At 61.2% G+C, this 19,112-nt stretch carries 16 protein-coding genes and 2 other RNA genes; 4 read left to right on the top strand and 14 right to left on the bottom strand.

What is annotated here, in order from left to right:
* Positions 1-258 precede the first annotated feature (258 nt).
* Positions 259-352, bottom strand: an RNA gene (gene ffs, locus AB5Y94_RS21250) — signal recognition particle sRNA small type.
* A 346-nt stretch (positions 353-698) separates the two neighbouring features.
* On the opposite strand from ffs (AB5Y94_RS21250), the gene AB5Y94_RS21245 reads away from it, so the two are divergent.
* Positions 699-968, top strand: coding sequence for a hypothetical protein (locus AB5Y94_RS21245; RefSeq protein WP_124245252.1), 270 nt, complete (start codon positions 699-701; stop codon positions 966-968).
* A gap of 379 nt (positions 969-1,347) precedes the next feature.
* Here AB5Y94_RS21245 and AB5Y94_RS21240 read toward each other — a convergent pair whose 3' ends face one another.
* From AB5Y94_RS21240 to AB5Y94_RS21180, 13 genes are all read right to left on the bottom strand, one after another.
* Positions 1,348-1,863, bottom strand: coding sequence for a hypothetical protein (locus tag AB5Y94_RS21240; protein ID WP_182963760.1), 516 nt, complete (start codon positions 1,861-1,863; stop codon positions 1,348-1,350).
* Between the two features lie 407 nt (positions 1,864-2,270).
* On the bottom strand, positions 2,271-2,912 hold the full coding sequence (locus AB5Y94_RS21235) for a recombinase family protein (RefSeq protein ID WP_064341587.1): 642 nt from the start codon (positions 2,910-2,912) through the stop codon (positions 2,271-2,273).
* Positions 2,913-3,509: 597 nt separating this feature from the next.
* Positions 3,510-4,355, bottom strand: a complete 846-nt coding sequence (locus AB5Y94_RS21230) for an OST-HTH/LOTUS domain-containing protein (protein WP_368206508.1) — start codon at positions 4,353-4,355, stop codon at positions 3,510-3,512.
* Positions 4,356-4,446: 91 nt separating this feature from the next.
* Positions 4,447-5,607 carry a tyrosine-type recombinase/integrase gene (locus tag AB5Y94_RS21225; protein ID WP_368206507.1) on the bottom strand — a complete coding sequence of 387 codons (1,161 nt, stop codon included), beginning with the start codon at positions 5,605-5,607 and terminating at the stop codon, positions 4,447-4,449.
* A gap of 97 nt (positions 5,608-5,704) precedes the next feature.
* An RNA gene (gene ffs, locus AB5Y94_RS21220) (signal recognition particle sRNA small type) lies at positions 5,705-5,801 on the bottom strand.
* Between the two features lie 102 nt (positions 5,802-5,903).
* Positions 5,904-6,692, bottom strand: coding sequence for a sulfite exporter TauE/SafE family protein (locus AB5Y94_RS21215; protein ID WP_244366805.1), 789 nt, complete (start codon positions 6,690-6,692; stop codon positions 5,904-5,906).
* A 91-nt stretch (positions 6,693-6,783) separates the two neighbouring features.
* Positions 6,784-8,220, bottom strand: a complete 1,437-nt coding sequence (arcD, locus tag AB5Y94_RS21210) for an arginine-ornithine antiporter (RefSeq protein WP_005301466.1) — start codon at positions 8,218-8,220, stop codon at positions 6,784-6,786.
* Positions 8,221-8,609: 389 nt separating this feature from the next.
* Positions 8,610-9,371 (bottom strand): SDR family oxidoreductase, encoded by a 762-nt coding sequence (locus AB5Y94_RS21205; protein WP_010633820.1) that lies wholly within the window; start codon positions 9,369-9,371, stop codon positions 8,610-8,612.
* A 71-nt stretch (positions 9,372-9,442) separates the two neighbouring features.
* Positions 9,443-10,363 (bottom strand): 3-hydroxyisobutyrate dehydrogenase, encoded by a 921-nt coding sequence (gene mmsB, locus AB5Y94_RS21200; RefSeq protein WP_368206506.1) that lies wholly within the window; start codon positions 10,361-10,363, stop codon positions 9,443-9,445.
* 27 nt (positions 10,364-10,390) lie between these two features.
* On the bottom strand, positions 10,391-11,494 hold the full coding sequence (locus AB5Y94_RS21195) for an enoyl-CoA hydratase/isomerase family protein (protein ID WP_368206505.1): 1,104 nt from the start codon (positions 11,492-11,494) through the stop codon (positions 10,391-10,393).
* A 59-nt stretch (positions 11,495-11,553) separates the two neighbouring features.
* A complete protein-coding gene (locus AB5Y94_RS21190) occupies positions 11,554-12,366 on the bottom strand; it encodes an enoyl-CoA hydratase (RefSeq protein WP_117403443.1) in 813 nt (270 codons plus the stop codon).
* Between the two features lie 123 nt (positions 12,367-12,489).
* Entirely contained in the window at positions 12,490-13,647 is a 1,158-nt protein-coding gene (locus AB5Y94_RS21185) for an acyl-CoA dehydrogenase family protein (protein ID WP_368206504.1), read from the bottom strand.
* Positions 13,648-13,728: 81 nt separating this feature from the next.
* A complete protein-coding gene (locus AB5Y94_RS21180) occupies positions 13,729-15,240 on the bottom strand; it encodes a CoA-acylating methylmalonate-semialdehyde dehydrogenase (RefSeq protein WP_274437390.1) in 1,512 nt (503 codons plus the stop codon).
* Positions 15,241-15,486: 246 nt separating this feature from the next.
* On the opposite strand from AB5Y94_RS21180, the gene AB5Y94_RS21175 reads away from it, so the two are divergent.
* From AB5Y94_RS21175 to AB5Y94_RS21165, 3 genes are read left to right on the top strand one after another with little or no spacing between them, the layout of a single operon-like run.
* Positions 15,487-16,635 carry an isovaleryl-CoA dehydrogenase gene (locus AB5Y94_RS21175; protein ID WP_368206503.1) on the top strand — a complete coding sequence of 383 codons (1,149 nt, stop codon included), beginning with the start codon at positions 15,487-15,489 and terminating at the stop codon, positions 16,633-16,635.
* Positions 16,632-18,233 carry a carboxyl transferase domain-containing protein gene (locus AB5Y94_RS21170; RefSeq protein WP_368206502.1) on the top strand — a complete coding sequence of 534 codons (1,602 nt, stop codon included), beginning with the start codon at positions 16,632-16,634 and terminating at the stop codon, positions 18,231-18,233. The genes AB5Y94_RS21175 and AB5Y94_RS21170 overlap by 4 nt, the downstream gene beginning before the upstream one ends.
* A 9-nt stretch (positions 18,234-18,242) precedes the next feature.
* Entirely contained in the window at positions 18,243-19,082 is an 840-nt protein-coding gene (locus AB5Y94_RS21165; RefSeq protein ID WP_368206501.1) for an enoyl-CoA hydratase-related protein, read from the top strand.
* Positions 19,083-19,112 lie beyond the last annotated feature (30 nt).

Raw genomic sequence — 19,112 nt, 5'->3', positions numbered from 1 at the left:
ACAAAGAGGATGCAATGGCAATAGAGGCCACGGGAGGTAGCTGAGGGAAACATGGTAGCAATGGGACGGCGCGGAAGATCAAGGGGGGGGACGTTCGCGTTGGGTTCCAGGATCACCTTGCGGTCGCACCTGAGAGCTTGCGGCAAAGAATCGGAAATATGGGATGAAGACGCCAGACTCATCCACATCAAGTGGATGACCAAGAGGTCTGAAGAGAGATTGATAGGTAACTTATTGAATTGCAGAAACAAGTGGTGGCCCTACCAGCCACATCCCGGCACTCGAGTCCCCCGCCTTGGCTGCTACCTTCCGGTCCTGACCAGGTCGACGGGTTATCAATGCGAGCCCAAATAAATCAGGCACTTGGGGATGGAACTGATTGCCATCAACAAGATTTCTAAAATCAAGATGTAACAACTAACCCGACCAAAGTAATCCACATGAAGTGGAGTAGCTATAGGGGCAATTGAGGAGCCCATGATAACTGCCCTCCCCTAATGCTTCAAGCCAATGAAGAACAGACGTAGTAAGCCAACGTAAAACAGCGCCACAGGTGAAAGAAAAGCGGGTAATAGAAGCTCACTGGAAATCCAGTAGTTGGCCTTTGGCTCTGGTATCTAAGGGATGTTGTGAAGAGGATCAAGTAACGATGAGAGACCTTTCAGCATAATAAGCTCCATAGTGAATCGGTGACTTTTATGCGTATTTTAAGTGCTAGCTTATTTTCCCTTCTTGTCGTGTTTGGATTGCCTATTGCTGCCGCATCTGAAGATTCAGAAGAGTGCATTCAAGCAAGAGAAGAGGCTGAGAGTGCGGCAGACGTTCTTGCAACAGCAGCGAGCTCATTACATTCATGTGCAACAAATCTGGATCTTGAAGATGACTGTTCGTATGAGATGAGTAATGCGCAAAGTGCACATTCTGATTATGAATCTAGTGTTGCTGATGTCAGCAGTTACTGTGAATAACTTACCATTTTTAGAGACACCTGCATTCCAAACAAACACTGTTCAATAAACAGCCAGAAACACTCGTTCCAGCTCAGACCAACTTGGCATTTCCCCAGCTTGTACAGATCTGGTCTTCATTAGACCTTCCTCTATTCCAGCAGGAATGGGGAGATCCCCAAAGTATGGAGATCACCGAGTTTGAGGGGGGGCTGATAGGTATCTTATAGATAAGATTATTGGGATAGTCTTTATTGGTAATCATCACTAGCCAGAGCTGGCATTCATTCCCAATGAGCAAACGATGTCAGATCTGATAGAAGGTCTGGTAGATAATACTTTTTTGATAATCATCCCAGACCAAGATCGATGGGTTCAGACTATCCCTGTAAACTCAAGCCTATGCTGCCTGACACTCCGACCAGACCGAGGAGTGATCTGACGGATTACTAAATAATGTCAGACTATTTCCAGTTGGCCCCCTTCCGATTTGTTCCCCAAGTTCTAGCTTAGCAAGGTAGTAGTCGATTGATTTACTCGCACTAATAGCAGCATTAGCTAGCTGACTCACGTATTGCTTGCTGACAGTGTCTGCCATTCGAGACTCGAGGAACGCCTTCACATTGGCATTGGTCAGCGTGGGGAAAGCCATGAGTAGCTTGATGATGAGTGTTGTATTTAATGGTTTTCCTGTGTACTTCTCGGAATTGTTCAACCTTGCAGCTCCAACAATCACATCATTGCACCAGCTTGGCAACTCGTAGATAGACGGGACTTTAAAAGGTAACAGCAACCCATCTTCCAACGGGAGAGAAGTACTATAGCGGTAAAGCCATTGGCGGACAAAGCGATTATCGTGGGTAAATACTGGACGGCCACGCTTAGGGGTAGCGATGGAATTAGTCAGTTCGGTCATTCAGTTTTCTCTGGTTTGGTTGGTTTATCTCATGGGCTGTTCTCCATTGGTCAGGGTTTATTGGAAGGCAATTTTACAAAGGAAGGATCACGAGGACAAGCTGGCAGGCTGTCCAAAAACAGGGGCGGTAAGAAAGAGGGTCGATAGATTTGTTCTCTCCTATGGTCAGGGTTTATTCAAATCAGCCAAGCGTCGGACAGGTGATAGGCTGCCAGTGGATAGAGGCATCGACAGGAAGCCATCTCAATGATCCTCTGTGATTATCCATGGCCAGCACCTAAGCTACCCCATAGGCCAGTTATGCGATTGCTCAGAGATCGTTTGGTGCGTGTAGTGGTCAACTCATGGTGGAAGATTGAATGAGGAAGCAGAGCGAGAGGAACCCGACTCCTCTTGATGTCTATAGGTTACTCGGATAGTTCCCCGCTCTCTCGCGCCTTCTTCAGCACTCGCATGACGGTAGCTCGTGACATACCAGTCATCTCCACAATGTCCCCCACTGATACGCCATTGCGCCTGAGGTCAACCATGACTTTGTGCTTGGCAACATCAGCTGTGCTTCCCCTGTACTTGCCCGCCTCCTTAGCCTTGGCAATGCCTTCAGCTTGTCGCCTTCTGCGATCCTCATAGTCTTTCCGAGCAAAGGCAGCAAGAAGTTCAAGCATCATCAGGTTCACCGCCCCAAGGATCCTCTGAGTCATGTCTGCGGCTCCAACCTGTCCCTTGTCCATAGCTCCCCAAGAGGTGGGTAGATCCAAAGCGACTATACGCACCCCAGCATCTTCAACGGCTCGTTTGAGTTGCTGCCATTCGGATTCAACTAGACGACTCAGGCGATCCACTTGCTCCAGCAGCAAGACATCTCCAGGTTGAGCGTCAGCCAGCAGACGGGTCAACTCGGGACGCTCCAAGTGTGCGCCAGATACGTTCTCCGCATACCACGCTGCTACTGTATGGCCTCGCTCTTGGGCAAAGTCTGCAAGTGTCTGACGTGCCCGTTGTGCATCTTGTTCTTGTGTACTGGCCCGCAGGTATGCCCTCACAAACATCTTTTCTCCTTGTCTCTCAGTCGTAATGTCAGTGCCGATCATTCATCAGTCATGTCTCAATCAAGTAGGCTCACTATGGTTGTCTCATTGAAGTAGGGTCAATGATTTTTTTATCACTTATTGGGGCACATAAACTATGTATCGTTGATGTATACCCTATTGAGATAGGCGGAAGGCAGGCAGGACAAGGGCACCAGGACAGGCTGAAGGGTGGGACACAATGGCAAGGTAACGGGCAGCTCTCAGGACGGCAGGCGGTAGGGCAGCAAGATCTCAGGGTGACAGCAGGGCAGGACTACAGGCGGGCAACGGCATGATGTGAGGAACGAACGTCCCTCTCCCCCCTGGCTGGCTTGATGCCCTATAGACAGGACAGGCGACAGGCTCCCCCAGGGCAGGGCAGGACAGAAGGCAGACGGGCAGGTGATCGGGAAGGCAGCAGGAGGCACCCCAGGGGGGACTGGGGGTGGCGCGCGCATCTTATAAGCCCTCACGGATTTTTTCAGAATTTACTGGAGGTACCTGTTTGATCCATTTAAATAATCAGGTTCCCTAGAATGTGCAGAAAATCTAAATGGCAGGATTTAGCAGATTTGCTTAAGTCCGGCGTGAGCGATACCAAGTGAGCACACCACTGGGAGAAAGCCGTTTGTCAACCTCGAAGAGCTGGGAACGATGAATAACCTCCCGCCAACTGCTGCATCCGTATAGCTTGGGGGATAGCCCTGGGTGGCTTTGGCCGATACTGCGGATGGCTTCGTTTAACTGTGCCCAGTCGTCCTTGGCTATTGAACGCTCTGCAAATTTCAGCTGTTGGATGATGGTAGTGGTTTCCCAATTGACGACAGGTTCACCAGGGATGATGCCGTAGTAGAAAAGATTCTTTCCGGCGGGAGAGTTTATAAAGTCGATCAGTTCCCTCTTGCCTTTTTCAAAAGTAGTCAGGAGGGAAATCAGCGTATCCCAGTTGTTCTCGATGGTATTGGCTGCTGTGAACAGATAGCTGATTGCCTCCTGGCAACTCGCCTCCGAGTTCAGAGCAAAGCGTGACAGGAAATGATGAACCAGCTCATTTCGCAACTCGAGTAGTTGTTTGAGCTTTTCGTTCATCCATTCCCCGTCCTCCAGACCACAGCTGAAGCTGAAGTAAGCTCGACTGTTTAGAGCATCATCATCAATTTCTTGCTTATCTCCCGGCGTCGTTCTCTGGTTCCACTGGCCCACCAAATGTCCCAGCGTCTTGCCGCCTAGAAGCTGGCGATCGCGTTCTACGTTACCAGCCAATTCATCGGAAAACCCGCTCACCTTCAGAGTGGGCAGGGTTGCTTTGAGCATCAATTCAAACTGCTGCAACTGGAGGAGGCATCGCCCGTATTCCAACGCTATTTGCTCTTTTAACTCATTCAAATCAGGTAGTGCCTTATCAGGCCTCTGGTGTTCCACTGGTGCTCTTCCTTGTGCTCATCAGCATCTAGCTAAATAGTGATTTTTCTTGGATTGAAATACATACGAAATGATCTCCAAGGTAGTACGTTCATAGTGCCGCTTCGATAGCTGCTTGTAGCTTCTCGACTGCTACCCCACCACCGTACCGATCATAGCTGATGGCACCATTGGTATGGCCAAGAATGGCCGCCGCATACTGTAGCGGTACACCATAATCCTTCAACGCTGTTGCCACGGTATGCCGCAGGCTATGGAAGTCTTTGTCTATAGGGCGATGACGACTGAACCACTGCCCCCAGAGATGGCTGTAACCGTCTTGTCGATGAGGTAGCTCAGGGAACAGCCTCCCCCCTGCCCTTTCCTGCACGAAGTCGATAAAGCCACCAGCAATCAGCGAGGAGTGAATAGGGATCAGGCGGGCACTGTTGACCGTCTTGAGCTTCTGGTCTGGGCGGTTGTCCCTGATGTTCAGGCACCATACCTCGTCAACCAGCTGCACATCGTCTGCGTACAACTGGCAGATTTCATTGGCTCTCGCTCCGGTATACAGGCCGAGCAACGCTATCCACTTGCGGTATGGCTCCTGTTCTTTCGCCCACTGGATCAATCGCTGTTTCTCCGCAGATGTGTACCCACAGCGAGCATTGACCTCTTTGACCCGTTGTAACTTGAGCCCAGCGAAGTGATTGACGATGCCCTCGTGGTGATTACCTAGCCAGACGAACAACAGCGAGAGCTTCTGTAGATACTTGTTGATAGTCGTCGGACTCTTGCCTGAGTTCAGGAGCTCGTCCTTGAACTTGACCACATCGGCCTTGCTGTACGCGGTTGGAGATCTATCTCCCAGCACTTTGATGAAGTAGCCAATGTAGTTCTTCTGGTTGCTGAGCTCTTTTGGAGCCCACGAGAGCGCCTTCTCTTTCAGATAACGCTCACTGAGTTCTGAGAGTGCAGGGGATGAAATGGCAGAAGGAGCCGCAGAAACAGCCTTAGGGGCAGGATTGGCCGCTGAGAGTGTCTGTTGCGGTAGCTGTTGAGGCTCCGGCAGGGAGCTTGGCTGAGGTTCTGGCTGGACAGCCGCTGGTTTTACCCGAGAACGCGCACAGGCAAGCATCTGAGCAACCTGTTCACGAGCGACCAGCTTGTCCCGAGTACGGAGAGATTTCTTGATGTCTTTGCGGCGGCCACAGGGGAGCACTGTCACCTTGCGGTAGTACCAGATACCTTGCGGAGAGAGCCAGAGATTCACAGAGAAGACTCCTGATCCATCCACACAAAGTGGATTACCAAGAGGTCTGAAGGGGGTGATTAGCTGTAACTTATTGATTTACAAAAACAAGTGGTGGCCCTACCAGCCACATCCCGGCACTCGAGTCCCCCGCCTTGGCTGCTACCTTCCGGTCCTGACCAGGTCGACGGGTTATCAATGCGAGAGGACCAATAGGACCACCGGCGAGGAGAATAGGCAAACTGGCCCCTCAATGCAACGGCTTTCTGCCCTCGTCCGTGCCGTTCGCCTTATTTTTCAACAATCTGGCCAAGGGTTCAGCTAAACAGCATGAATTTGGCCCCCACCAGCAGCATCAGCAGGGCGAACGCCTGCTTGAGCCGCCGGGGAGAGAGTCGGTGCGCCAGTTTGGCCCCCACCCGGGCAAACTGGGTACTGGTGAGCACTATGCCGAGCAGCGCCGGCAGATAGATGTAACCCAGGCTCCACTCTGGCAGATCCGGGTTGCCCCAGCCGGTGTAGAGGTAGCTGAGGCTGCCCGCCAGGGCGATGGGCATGCTGCAGGCGGCGGAGGCCGCCACGGCGTTGCGCATCGGCACGCTGTTCCAGCTCAGATAAGGCACGGTCAGCGAGCCGCCACCGATGCCGAACAAGGCCGACATCCAGCCGATCACGGTGCCGGCGATGCCGGTGCCGAGCGCCCCCGGCAGATGACGCTCCGCCTTGGGCTTGAGGTTGAGCCCCATCTGCAGCGCCATGGTCCAGGCAAAGCAGCCGATGATGATGTTGAGGGTGCTGGCGCTGAGCAGGTTGGCGGTCATGCCGCCGAGCCAGGCCCCGATCAGCATGCCGGCACCAAGCCGGCGGATCATCACCCAGTCCACCGCACCGGCCTCCTGGTGGGCGCGCAGGGAGCTGAAGCCGGTGAAGATCATGGTGGGCAGCGAGGTGCCGAGTGCCAGATGGGTAATGATGTCGGGGGCGACGCCCTGGGCGTGAAAGCTCAGCACCAGCACGGGCACTATGATGAGACCGCCGCCGATGCCGAACAATCCCGCCAACATGCCGGCGAATGCCCCTAGCAGCAGATAACCCATAAACAGCATAAAAATTCCTTCCGAGGCTCTGCCGCGCACCGAGTCGTGTGCAGCACATAAAAAAAGAGATGGCCCTTGGGCCATCTCTTTATTGTGCCGGTTAACTCAAGGGAATGGTACCGTCCATCACCTTGTAGAAGGCCAGCACGGCGCAACCGAGCAGGGCCGCCGTCATCCCCTGCTCCAGCCGGTTGAGGCCGCGCAGCCCGTGATGCTGGCGCGCCTTCCAGTAGATGAAGATGCCGGGGCTGTAGAGCAGCGCTACCAGCAGCAGGTACTCGACCCCGGCGGCATAGACCAGCCAGCAGCCGTAGACGGTCGCCACCAGCGCCAGGAAGAGGTCGCGCTTGCGCTGATGGGGCTGACCTGCGTAGGTCTCCCCTTTCAGCGCCAGCTTCAGCCCGTAGGCGCCGGAGAAGACGTAGGGTACCAGCGCCGCCGAGGTGGCGATGTTGACCAGCGCCAGATAGGTGCTGCTCTGGAAGTAGATGATGATGAGGAAGGTCTGCACCAGGCAGGTGGAGCACCAGAGCGACACCTGCGGCGAGCCGTTCTTGTTCTCCTTGGCGAACCAGCCGGGGAAGACGCCGGTCTTGCCCGCGATGTAGGGCACTTCCGCCGCCAGCACGGTCCAGCTCAGCAGGGCCCCCATCACCGAGATGACCAGGCCGATGTTGATGAGCCAGGCACCCCAGGGGCCGACCACGGCTTCCAGGATCATGGCGGTGGAGGGGTTCTTGAGGGCCGCCAGTTGCGGCTGGTTCATGACCCCCAGCGAGAACAGGGTCACCATGACGTAGAGCGTCAGGGCCCCCAGCAGTGCCAGCACGGTGGCACGGCCTACGTCCTTGCGATGGCGGGCACGGGCGGAGACCACCACGGCCCCCTCGATGCCGATGAAGACCCAGAGCGTCACTTTCATGGTGGACTTGACCTGATCCATCACCGAACCCAGCTCAGGGGTGCCCTGACCCCAGATGTCCAGGGTGAAGGTCTCCATGTTGAAGGCGAGCAGGATGGCCACGCAGAAGACGATGAGGGGCACCATCTTGGCGATGGTGGTGACGATGTTCACCAGCGCCGCCACCTGGATGCCGCGCAGCACCAGGGCGTGTACCGACCAGATGAGGATGGAGGCGAGCGTGATGGCCACCGGGGTGTTGCCGTCACCGAAAATGACGTTGTCCGGTGTATCGAAGAAGTAGCTCAGCGCACTGAACACCACGATGGCGTAGGAGACGTTGGCCAGCAGCTGACAGAGCCAGTAGCCCCAGGCGGCATTGAAGCCGATGAAATCGCCGAAACCGGCCTTGGCATAGCTGAAGATGCCGCCATCGAGATCCGGGCGACGCATGGAGAGGTTCTGATACACCAGCGCGAGGCAGATCATGCCGATACCTGTGATGGCCCATCCCAAAGCGACGGCCCCGGCACTGGCATGAGCGGCGATGTTTTGCGGCAGACTGAAGACCCCGGCACCGACCATGGAGCCGATCACCAGCGAGATGAGGGCGCCAAGCCCCAGTTTCTTGTCCATCTCAATCCTGTTTAATTAGGCGGCGGCAGAGCGTCCGTATTCATACTGCGCGCAATATGGGAGGGGCTAGAAATCCATACCCCGTGAAAAAGGCGGCAACTATATTGCATGACTATTCCGACCGCAATCCCTCGTACCGTCAATCATGCACCGCCTTGACCGCGCGCAATTTTACAGCACTGACCCCGGGGGCCTGTGAGCTGGTTCAAATTAAGAAAGACCCGTTGATATTTCACATTTTTCCATGACCTGAGCCCCCTTTTTGCGGATAAGACCTGCATGAGAATGCAGCTTGCAGCCGAGCTCGGCAAACCTGACTGCTGACAAACGTTTCAATAAAAATGCCCCTGCACCGAGGGCCAGGGGCATCTGCAAAAGAGAGCTGGAATTTAGAGGCGCAAACCGCCGTCGAGCTCGATCATCCGCCCCGACAGATAGTCATTGGCGAGAATAAAATGCACCGTCTGGGCCAGCTGCGCCGCCTGCCCGAGGGTGCCCACCGGGATGGCCTGCTGCATGCGGGCCATCGCCTCCGGTTTCATCGCCGCCGTCATGTCGGTGGCAAACACCCCGGGAGCGATGCCCATCACCCGGATGCCGTGACGGGCCAGCTCCTTCCCCCAGGTGACCACCAGCGAAGCCACCCCCGCCTTGCTGGCGGCATAGTTGCTCTGGCCCATGTTGCCGGCGCGGGCGATGGAGGAGATGTTGATGATGACGCCCCCCTCCCCGCCGGTGGCCATCAGCGCCGCTCCCTCGCGCCCGCACAGGAAGGTGCCGGTGAGGTTGACGTCGATGACGCTCTGCCACTGGGCCAGGCTCATCTTCTCCGCAAGCAACCCCTCCTTCACCTTGATCAGCATGCCGTCCCGCAGTATGCCGGCGCAGTTGACGAGGCCGTGCAGGGCACCGAACTGATCCTTGATGGCGGCGAAGGTCGCCTCGACCTCCGGCTCGCTCGCCACGTTGCAGACGAACAGGGCGCAGCGGCCGTCACGGCTGCGCACCTCCGCCTCGGTCACCTCCAGATCGGTGCGGTTGACGTCGATGAGCGCAAGCTGCGCCCCCTGCTCCGCCAGACTCAGGGCGATGGCGCGGCCCAGCCCCCTGCCCGCCCCCGTGATGGCGATGACTTTTTGTGTGATATCCATAAATGCTCCTGGTGAGATGGCCGGTGACTATCGAGTCAAAGACTATCGGGTAAAAAGGTAGATAGCGGCCCTTAACCCGGCTCTGTCTTGTCCAGATAGAGTTCGACGATGCTGGAAAAATCCCGGGCACCCTGCCCCTTGGTGGCGTGCAGGTTGAACAGGTTGCGCGCCAGCGCCCCCATGGGCACGGCGCTGTGGGCATGCTCGGCCAGGGCCATGGCGAGCCCCAGGTCTTTGACCATCAGCCGGGTCATGAAGCCCCCCTGATAGTTGCGCGACGCCGGCACGTTCTCCATCACCCCGGGCCAGGGGTTGTAGCGCTCCAGGCTCCAGTTGTTGCCCGAGCTCTTGCCCATGATGGTGGAGAGCACGCCCGGATCCAGCCCCTCCTTGACCCCGAGCGCCAGCGCTTCCGCAGTACCCGCCATGTGGATGGCAAGCAGCATGTTGTTGCACATCTTGGCGATCTGGCCCGCGCCGAGCGCCCCGGCGTGAAACAGGTTCTGCCCCATGCAGGCGAGCACGGGTTTGGCCGTCTCAAAATCCGCCTGTTCGCCGCCGACGATGAAGGTCAGCGTCCCCGCCGCCGCGCCGGCCACCCCTCCCGACACCGGAGCATCGAGAAAACGGATGCCGCGCGCCTGCGCCGCCGCCCCCACCTGGCGGGCCGAGGCCACGTCTATGGTGGAGCAGTCGATGACCAGGGCGCCGTGCGGCAGGGCCGCCAGCAGATCCTGCCCACCCCGCTCACCGGCGCTCTCGCCAAGCCAGAGGCTGCGCACATGCTCGCCCGCCGGCAGCATGCTGATCACCAGCTCGCAGCCGCTCACCGCCTCGCGGGCATCGCCGGCGGCGATGCAGCCGGCCTCGATGGCGCGGGTCAGGCTGTCGGCCACCAGATCAAACACCTGCACTGTGTGCCCCGCCCTGGCCAGGTTGGCGGCCATGGGGCCCCCCATGTTGCCAAGCCCGATAAATCCAATCCTTGTCATGGTCTGTTCCTTGTGTGTGATCCCGCGTCAACGGGGGCGCAAGGGGTTGTCCCCCTCGGGCCAACGATAGAAGGCATCCAGCCAGGCCTCACCCGTCTGCGGGGCCTGCCAGCGGGGGGATTTGTCCTTGTCGATGAGCAGAGCCCGCACCCCTTCGACGAAGTCCCCTCTGAGCACGCAGTTGACCGAGAGGGTCAGCTCGTCGGCAAACACCTCGGCCAACGACTGGCGCCGTGCCTGCCAGAACTGGCGCCAGAGAATGGCGCGACTGATGGGGCTGCCGCTCTGGCAGGTCGCCCGCGCCTGGGCCAGCGCCGGTTCGTCCAGCTCGGCCCCCTCGAGGCGTGCCAACACCCCTTGCAGGGAGCGACCGGCCAACAGCATATCGATGCGGGCCTGGTGGGGTAGCAGCACGGGGGCAGGCAGCGTCTGGCCAAGAGATTGCTGCAAACCGGCCAGCAACCCCTCGATCTGCTCGCTGGCATCGACAGCGCCAGACCAGTCGAGGGCGGCGAGGCGCGCCGGCAGCTCCGCCCGCTCGTGGCTCGCCATGGCGTGATCCGCCAGACCCAGGCCGATGGCGTCCGCCCCGTTGAAGCGGGCACCGGTGAGGCCGAGCCAGAGCCCGAGCCGGCCTGGCATGCGGCTCAAAAACCAGCTGGCCCCCACGTCGGGGTAGAGGCCTATGGTCACCTCCGGCATGGCGAACAGGCTCTTCTCGGTCACCACCCGAAAACCGGCCCCGGCAAAGAGGCCGATACCGCCCCCCATGCAGATGCCGTCCGCCACGCAGATGAGGGGCTTGCCGTAGCAATGGATGTGGTGATCGAGCCGGTACTCCTGCTCGAAGAAATCGCGGGCATAGCCGAACAGTGCCGACTCGCTCGCCTCCTGCTTGCGGTAATAAAAAGAGCGGATGTCGCCGCCGGCGCAAAACGCCTTCTCGCCGGCCCCCTGCAGCAGCACGCAGACGATGGCCGGGTCCTGCTCCCAGCGGGTCAGCGCTGCCTGCAACAACTGGATCATCTCAAGGCTCAGGGCATTGAGGGAGGCGAGGCTGTCCAGGGTCAGCATCCCGATGTGACGACCATCCGCCGTGGGGAGGGTATCGATGCGCACAGGCTCACTCATGGCTGGCCTCCGCAGACCGGGTATCAGCCCCTGCGACACGGCGGGCCGCCATCATTACCTCATTCATCCTTCACTCCCTCACTCTTCACAGGCTTCGATTGGTCGTAGTGCCAGCGCGGGGCCCGTTTCTCGAGGAAGGCGGTCACCCCTTCCCGCTGGTTGGCATCGTCAAACAGGGTGAGGAACAGGCTGCGCTCGAGCGGCAGCGCCGCGTCCCGATGGCCGCTGCGCCCCTGATTGATGAGGGTCTTGCAGGCGCGCAGGGCGCTCGGGCTCTGGCGCTCCACCAGCTGGGCCATCTGGTGCGCCGCCTCCCAGGCGTGCCCCTCCTTCACCACCTCCTCCACCAGCCCCATCTCGTAGGCCAGGGTGGCGCTCACCTTCTCGCCGCAGAGGATCATCCGCTTGGCCCAGCCCGGTCCCACCAGTTCGGTGAGGCGCTGGGTGCCGCCGGCGCAGGGCAGCAAGCCCACCGAGGCCTCCGGCAGGCCCAGCTTGGCCTGCTGCTCGGCGATGCGGATGTCGCAGGCCAGCGCTACCTCCAGGCCCCCCCCCATGGCGTAGCCATTGATGGCGGCGATGCTGACCCCGTGAAAGCGGGCCAGCGCCTCGAAGGCGCGGCCAAAGGCCTCGGCCACTTCGCGGGCGTGCTCCAGGTTGCCGTCGGCAAACATGTTGAGATCGGCGCCGGCACAGAAAAATTTGTCCCCGGCCCCGCGGATCACCAGCGCCACCACGTCGGGGCGGCCGTCGAGCTCCACCATCATCTGCAAGAAGGCCTGCAGGCTGGCGAGCGTCCAGGTGTTGGCGGGAGGATGGTCGAGGGTGATGTAGGCCACGTGACCGTGATATTCGAGCCTGATCCTTGTCATTGCGTTGTCCTTGTCAAAAAACCTGCCCCATGATGACAGGGTTGAATGGAGCCGACCTGCGGCTGGCTCACAAAGCCTGACGACGAGTCACGCCAACCGCGTCGTCAGGGCGGCCCCCTCTCGCTACTCCAGCGCCAGACCGGGCTCGGCCAGCAGACGGCGGGCGATGATGAGCCGCATCACTTCATTCGTCCCCTCCAGAATGCGGTGGACCCGGATATCGCGCAGGTAGCGCTCGAGCGGGTACTCGCGGATATAACCATAGCCGCCAAAGAGTTGCAGGGCGTCGTCGCAGATGCGGTGGCCCACGTCGGTGGCAAAACGCTTGGCCATGGCGCACCAGGCGCTCTTGTCCGGCGCCCCGGCATCGAGTCTCGCGGCCGCCTGACGTACCAGCAGCCGGGCGGCGGCGAGCTCGGTGGCCATGTCGGCCAGGCGGAACTGCACGCTCTGGAATTCGCTGATCGGGTGGCCAAATTGCTGGCGCTGCTGCACATGGGCCAGGGCATCGTCGAGGGCCTGCTGGGCGGTGCCGACCGAACAGGTGGCGATGTTGATGCGCCCGCCATCGAGTGCCTGCATGGCGAACTTGAACCCCTCGCCCTCCTGCCCCAGCCGGTAACGGGCGGGAATGCGCACGGCGCTGAAATTCACCTCACGGGTCGGCTGGCTGTTCCAGCCCATCTTCTCCTCCGCCTTGCCGTAACTCACGCCGGGGGTCTGGGCCGGCACCATGAAGGCGGAGATCCCCTTCGCCCCCTCGCCACCGGTGCGGGCCATCACCACCAGCACGTCTGTGCTGCCGGCGCCCGAGATGAACACCTTGCTGCCGTCGATGACGTAATCCTCGCCATCGCGCACGGCGCGGGTCTTGAGGGCCGCCGCATCGGATCCGGCCCCCGGCTCGGTGAGGCAATAAGAACCCAGCAGCTCACCGCTGGCCAGCCTGGGTACCCACTCCTCGGCCACCTCGGCAGGCAACCAGCTGCCCAGCATCCAGCTCACCATGTTGTGGATGGTCAGATAGGCGGTGGTGGAGGTGCAGCCCATGGCGAGGCGCTCGAAGATAAGGCTGGCATCGAGCCTCGGCAGGCCGAGGCCGCCGTACTGCTCCGGGGTGTAGAGGCCACAGAAGCCAAGCGCCGCCGCCTGCTTGATGGTCGGGACGGGAAACTCGTGCTCCTTGTCCCAGCGCGCGGCGTAGGGCTTGAGCGCCTCCTCGGCAAAGGCACTGGCGGCCTCCACATAGGCCTGCTGATCCGGGGTCAGGTTAAAATCCATCTTGTTTGCTTCCTTGTACTTGTTCGGTCGTTCCGTTGCTGTCAATGGGTGCGCCCGGACAACCCGGGCGGCATCCTGCCATCAGCGCAGCTGAATGGTCATGTTGGGGCCGGTCGGGATGTCTTCATCGAACCAGCGTTCGGTCACCGTCTTGGTCTCGGTGTAAAAACGCACCGCCTGCTTGCCGTAGGCGTGCAGATCCCCGTAGAAGGAGCCACGCCAGCCGGTGAAGGAGAAGAACGGCAGCGGCACCGGGATGGGCACGTTGATCCCCACCTGGCCCACCGCCACCTCGTGACGGAACTTGCGGGCGGCGGCGCCGCAGCCGGTGAAGATGGAGGTGCCGTTGCCGTAGGGGTTGTCGTTGATGAGGGCGAGCGCCTCATCGAGACTCCCTACCTCGAGGCAGGCCAGCACGGGCCCGAAGATCTCCTCCTTGTAGATACGCATCTCGGGAGTCACGCCGCGAAACAGGGTCGGCCCCACCCAGTTGCCCACCGGGTAGCCGGGCACGTCGCAGAAGCGGCCGTCCAGCAGGCACTCGGCCCCCTCGGCGATCCCCGCCTCGATAAGCCCCTCCACCCTGACTTTCGCCTCCGGGCTGATAAGGGGGCCGTAGGCGGCTTCGGGATCGTGCCAGACACCGGGCTTCACCTTGGCAAACTCGGCGGCAAGCTCGGGGATCCACTCCCGGGCACTCCCCACGAACACCGCCACGCTGATGGCCATGCAGCGCTGACCGGCGGCGCCGACCCCGGCCCCCACCAGGTTGCTCAGCACCTGCGCCTTGTTGGCATCCGGCATGATCACCATGTGGTTCTTGGCACCGACAAAACACTGGGCCCGCTTGAGCTGGGAAGTGGCGCTGCGATAGACGTGGCCGCCGACCCGGGCCGAGCCGACGAAGCTGACCGCCTTGATATCGGGATGGGCCAGCAACGCATCCACCTGCTCGGCGCCGCCGTGCACCACCGACAGAATGCCCCTGGGGGCACCCGCCTCGGCAAACAGCTCGGCCAGGCGCATGGGGGTGAGCGGATCCTGTTCGGAGGGCTTGAGCACGAAGCCGTTGCCACAGGCTACCGCCAGCGGGAACATCCAGAGCGGGATCATGGCCGGAAAGTTGAAGGGGGTGATGCCAAGGCAGACCCCGAGCGGCTGCACCCAGGAGTGGCCGTCGACCCGGCGGGCCACGTTGCCCATGGTTTCCCCCAGGGTCTGGCTGGCGATGGCGCAGGCCTGCTCCACCACCTCAATGCCGCGCCACACATCCCCTTTGGCATCCGCCAGGTTCTTACCGGTCTCCTGGGCCAGCAGGGCCGCCAGCTCGTCGTGATGCGTCTTCAACAGATGCTGGTAGTTGAACATCACCCGGGCCCGCTCGGAGGCCGGCACCTCCCGCCACAGCAGATAGGCGTCGTGGGCGGTGCGCACCGCCAGCGCAATTTCCGCCGAGGTGGCCTTTGGCACTCGCGCCAGCAGGCTCTGATCCGCCGGGTCGGTCACTTCGATCCACTGCTCGCTCGCGGAAGGGTACGCTTCCCCGCCGATGTGCAGCGGCACGTCACCGAACCGGGTCTGATGGTTGTTCATGGGTACTCTCTCCTTGCTGGCACATCATGGGCCGTTTGCGGACGGGCCATGGGCACTCCTGTGACGGGGGACCATCACGACCGGGCAATCGCCCTTGCCGTCATGGCGCAACAAATTTACCTTAGACTAACAATCAATTTACGTTTACGCTAACGTAAACTTAAATCACAAATGGACTGACCAGTTTGGCCCCCTGTTTCAGCTCGGCCGCCAGGCTGTCACCCCCTTCATATGAGGAGAGCAAGGATGCATGCAGTGATGGACGAGACCCTGTGCGCCCTGACCGAGCAGGTCGAGGCCTTCTGCCAGAAAGTGATCGCGCCGCGGGCCGGCGACATCGATCAGAGCAACATCTTCCCCCGCGATCTCTGGCCCCAGATGGGTGAGCTGGGGCTGCACGGCATCACGGTGGCGGAGGAGTATGACGGGGTGAACCTCGGCTATCTGGCCCACGTGCTGGTGATGGAGCAGGTGAGCCGCGCCAGCGCCTCGGTCGGCCTCTCCTACGGCGCCCACTCCAACCTCTGCATCAACCAGATCCACCGCCACGGCACGGCGGCGCAGAAAGCCCGCTACCTGCCGCCGCTGGTGAGCGGAGAGCATGTGGGGGCGCTCGCCATGAGCGAGCCGGGCGCCGGCTCCGACGTGGTGAGCATGCGCCTCACCGCGGTGCGCGAGGGGGATCACTTCGTGCTCAACGGCAACAAGATGTGGATCACCAACGGGCCCGATGCCGACACCTTCGTCATCTATGCCAAGACGGATCCCGCCGCCGGGCCCAAAGGGATTTCTGCCTTTATCGTCGAGGCGGGCACTCCCGGTTTCTCCACCGCCCAGAAGCTCGACAAGCTCGGCATGCGCGGCTCCAGCACCTGCGAGCTGGTGTTCGACAACTGCCGGGTGCCGCAGGAGAACCTGCTGGGCCCCCTGCACGGCGGGGTCAAGGTGTTGATGAGCGGGCTCGATTACGAGCGGGTGGTGCTGGCGGCCGGCCCCCTTGGCATCATGCAGGCCTGCATGGACGTGGTGCTGCCCTATGTGCGCGAGCGCAAGCAGTTCGGCCAGCCCATTGGTGAGTTCCAGCTGGTGCAGGGCAAGCTTGCCGACATGTATACCCGCCTCGCCAGCAGTCGGGCGCTGGTCTATTCGGTGGCGAGCGCCTGCGATCAGGGCCGCACCAGCCGCAAGGATTGCGCCGCCGCCATCCTGTTTGCCGCCGAAAATGCCACCCAGATGGCGCTCGATGCCATCCAGCTGCTCGGCGGCAACGGCTACATCAACGAATACCCCACCGGCCGCCTGCTGCGGGACGCCAAGCTCTACGAGATAGGTGCCGGCACCTCGGAGATCCGCCGCTGGCTCATCGGCCGCGAGCTGATGGGGGATAATGCATGAGCAGGATCCACTCCCGTCTCGACACGGCCAGTCCCGACTATGAGGCCAATCGGGCCGCCATGCAGGCTCTGGTCGACGATCTCAATGCCCGTCTCGACGAGATAGCCTTGGGCGGCGGCGCGGCCAACAACACCCGCCATCAGGCCCGCGGCAAGCTGCTGCCCCGCGAGCGCATCAACCAGCTGCTGGACCCGGGCTCCCCCTTTCTCGAGCTCTCGGCGCTGGCCGGCTGGCAGGTCTATGACGAGCCGGTGCCCGCTGCCGGCATCCTCACCGGCATCGGCAGGGTCTCGGGGCGCCTGTGCATGCTGGTGGTAAACGATGCCACCGTAAAGGGCGGCACCTACTACCCGCTCACGGTGAAAAAACACCTGCGCGCCCAGGCCATCGCCGAGCGGCTGCGCCTCCCCTGCCTCTATCTGGTGGATTCCGGCGGTGCCTTCCTGCCGATGCAGGACGAGGTGTTCCCCGACCGGGATCATTTTGGCCGCATCTTCTACAACCAGGCCCGCATGTCGGCCCAGAACATCCCCCAGCTGGCGGTGGTGATGGGGCTCTGCACCGCCGGTGGCGCCTACGTGCCCGCCATGGCAGACGAGTCGATCATGGTCAAAGAACAGGCCACCATCTTTCTGGCCGGCCCGCCGCTGGTCAAGGCGGCCACCGGCGAGGAGATCAGCGCCGAGGCGCTGGGCGGCGCCGAGGTGCACTGCGCCCACTCCGGGGTGGCGGATCACATGGCCCGCGACGATGCCCACGCCCTGGCCATCGCCCGCACCCTGGTGACCCACCTGGGCAACGAGCCGGTAGAGACCAGCCCCGGCTACGAGCCCCCCTGCTACCCCATCGAGGAGCTTTACGGTCTGGTGGGCACCAGTCTCAAGCGCCCCTATGACGCGCGGGAGCTGATCGCCCGACTGGTGGATGGCTCGGACTTTGACGAATTCAAGGCGCTATTCGGCACCACCCTGGTCACAGGTTTTGCCCGGATCTGCGGCATGCCGGTGGGGATCCTCGCCAACAATGGCGTGCTGCACAGCGACAGCGCCCAGAAGGGAGCCCACTTCATCCAGCTCTGCAACCGGCGCGCCATTCCGCTGCTCTTTTTGCAGAACATCACCGGCTTTATGGTGGGCAGCTCGGCTGAGCGCGAAGGGATCGCCAAGCATGGCGCCAAGCTGGTCACCGCGGTGGCCTGCAGCCGGGTGCCCAAGATAACCCTGATCGTCGGTGGCAGCTTCGGCGCCGGCAACTACGGCATGTGCGGGCGCGCCTACGACCCCGATTTTCTGTTCAGCTGGCCCAACAGCCGCATCTCCGTCATGGGCGGCGAGCAGGCGGCCGGGGTGTTGGTGCAGGTGCGCCGGGACAAGCTGGCCGCCGAGGGCAAGCCGTTGAGCGAGCAGGAGGCGGCCGCCATCCGCGCCCCGGTGATCGAGCAGTACGAGCGTCAGGGCCACCCCTACTACGCCAGCGCTCGCCTATGGGATGACGGCGTCATCGACCCGGCCCAGAGTCGCACCGTGCTGGCATTAGCGCTGGCGGCCTGTCAGGGGGCCGAGACCGGCCCGGAACAGTATGGCATCTTCCGGATGTAAGGAGTTCACATGTCCGATCCATTCAGTCACGACGTCCAGCCCGGTTTTCGGCTGGAGCGACACGGCCCGCTGGCCGAGCTGGTGCTGTCGCGCCCGGCCCGCCACAACGCCTTCGACGCCGACCTCATGCTGGGGCTGCTCGACTGCCTCGACGAGCTGGCCCACACCCACGGCCAGGCCCTCGCCGACCGCCCCCACGCCTTGCTGCTGCGCGCCGAGGGCAAGCATTTTTGCGCCGGCGCCGATCTCAACTGGATGCGCAACCAGGCCCACGCCGATTTCGAGCACAACCGGGAAGACGCCCGGGTGCTGGCCCGGCTGATGCAAACCCTGGACGAGCTCCCCTTCCCCACGGTGGCGCTGGTGCAGGGGGCCGCCTATGGCGGAGCGCTCGGCCTCATCTGCGCCTGCGATCTGGTGCTGGCCGCCGATGACGCCCGCTTCTGCCTCTCCGAGGTGAGCCTCGGGCTGGTGCCTGCGGTGATCAGCCCCTACGTGGTGCGCGCCATGGGAATGCGCCAGGCCCGCGCCCTGATGCTCAGCGCCGAACCGTTCGATGCGGTCACTGCCTGCCGGCTCAACGTGGCGCACCGGCGCTGCCCGCCGGATCAGCTGCTGGCCGAAGGGCGCGCGCAGGCCCTGCGTCTGTGCCGCAACGGGCCAGAGGCGATGAAAGAGACCAAGCGGCTGCTGGCCGCCCTCGAGAGCCACGGCGCCAGCCTGCACGAAGAGAAAACCGTCGAGACCATCGCCCGGGTACGGGTCGGTCTCGAAGCCCAGGAGGGGATGCAAGCCTTCTTCGACAAACGCTCCCCCAGCTGGCGCCCCCGTTTCAAGGATGAAGCATGACTCAATACCACCCCATCAAGCGCCTGCTGA

The organism is Aeromonas sp. s5 (assembly GCF_040907865.1).
GTDB classification, from domain to species: domain Bacteria; phylum Pseudomonadota; class Gammaproteobacteria; order Enterobacterales; family Aeromonadaceae; genus Aeromonas; species Aeromonas dhakensis.
This window is presented reverse-complemented; position numbering and strand designations above follow the sequence as displayed.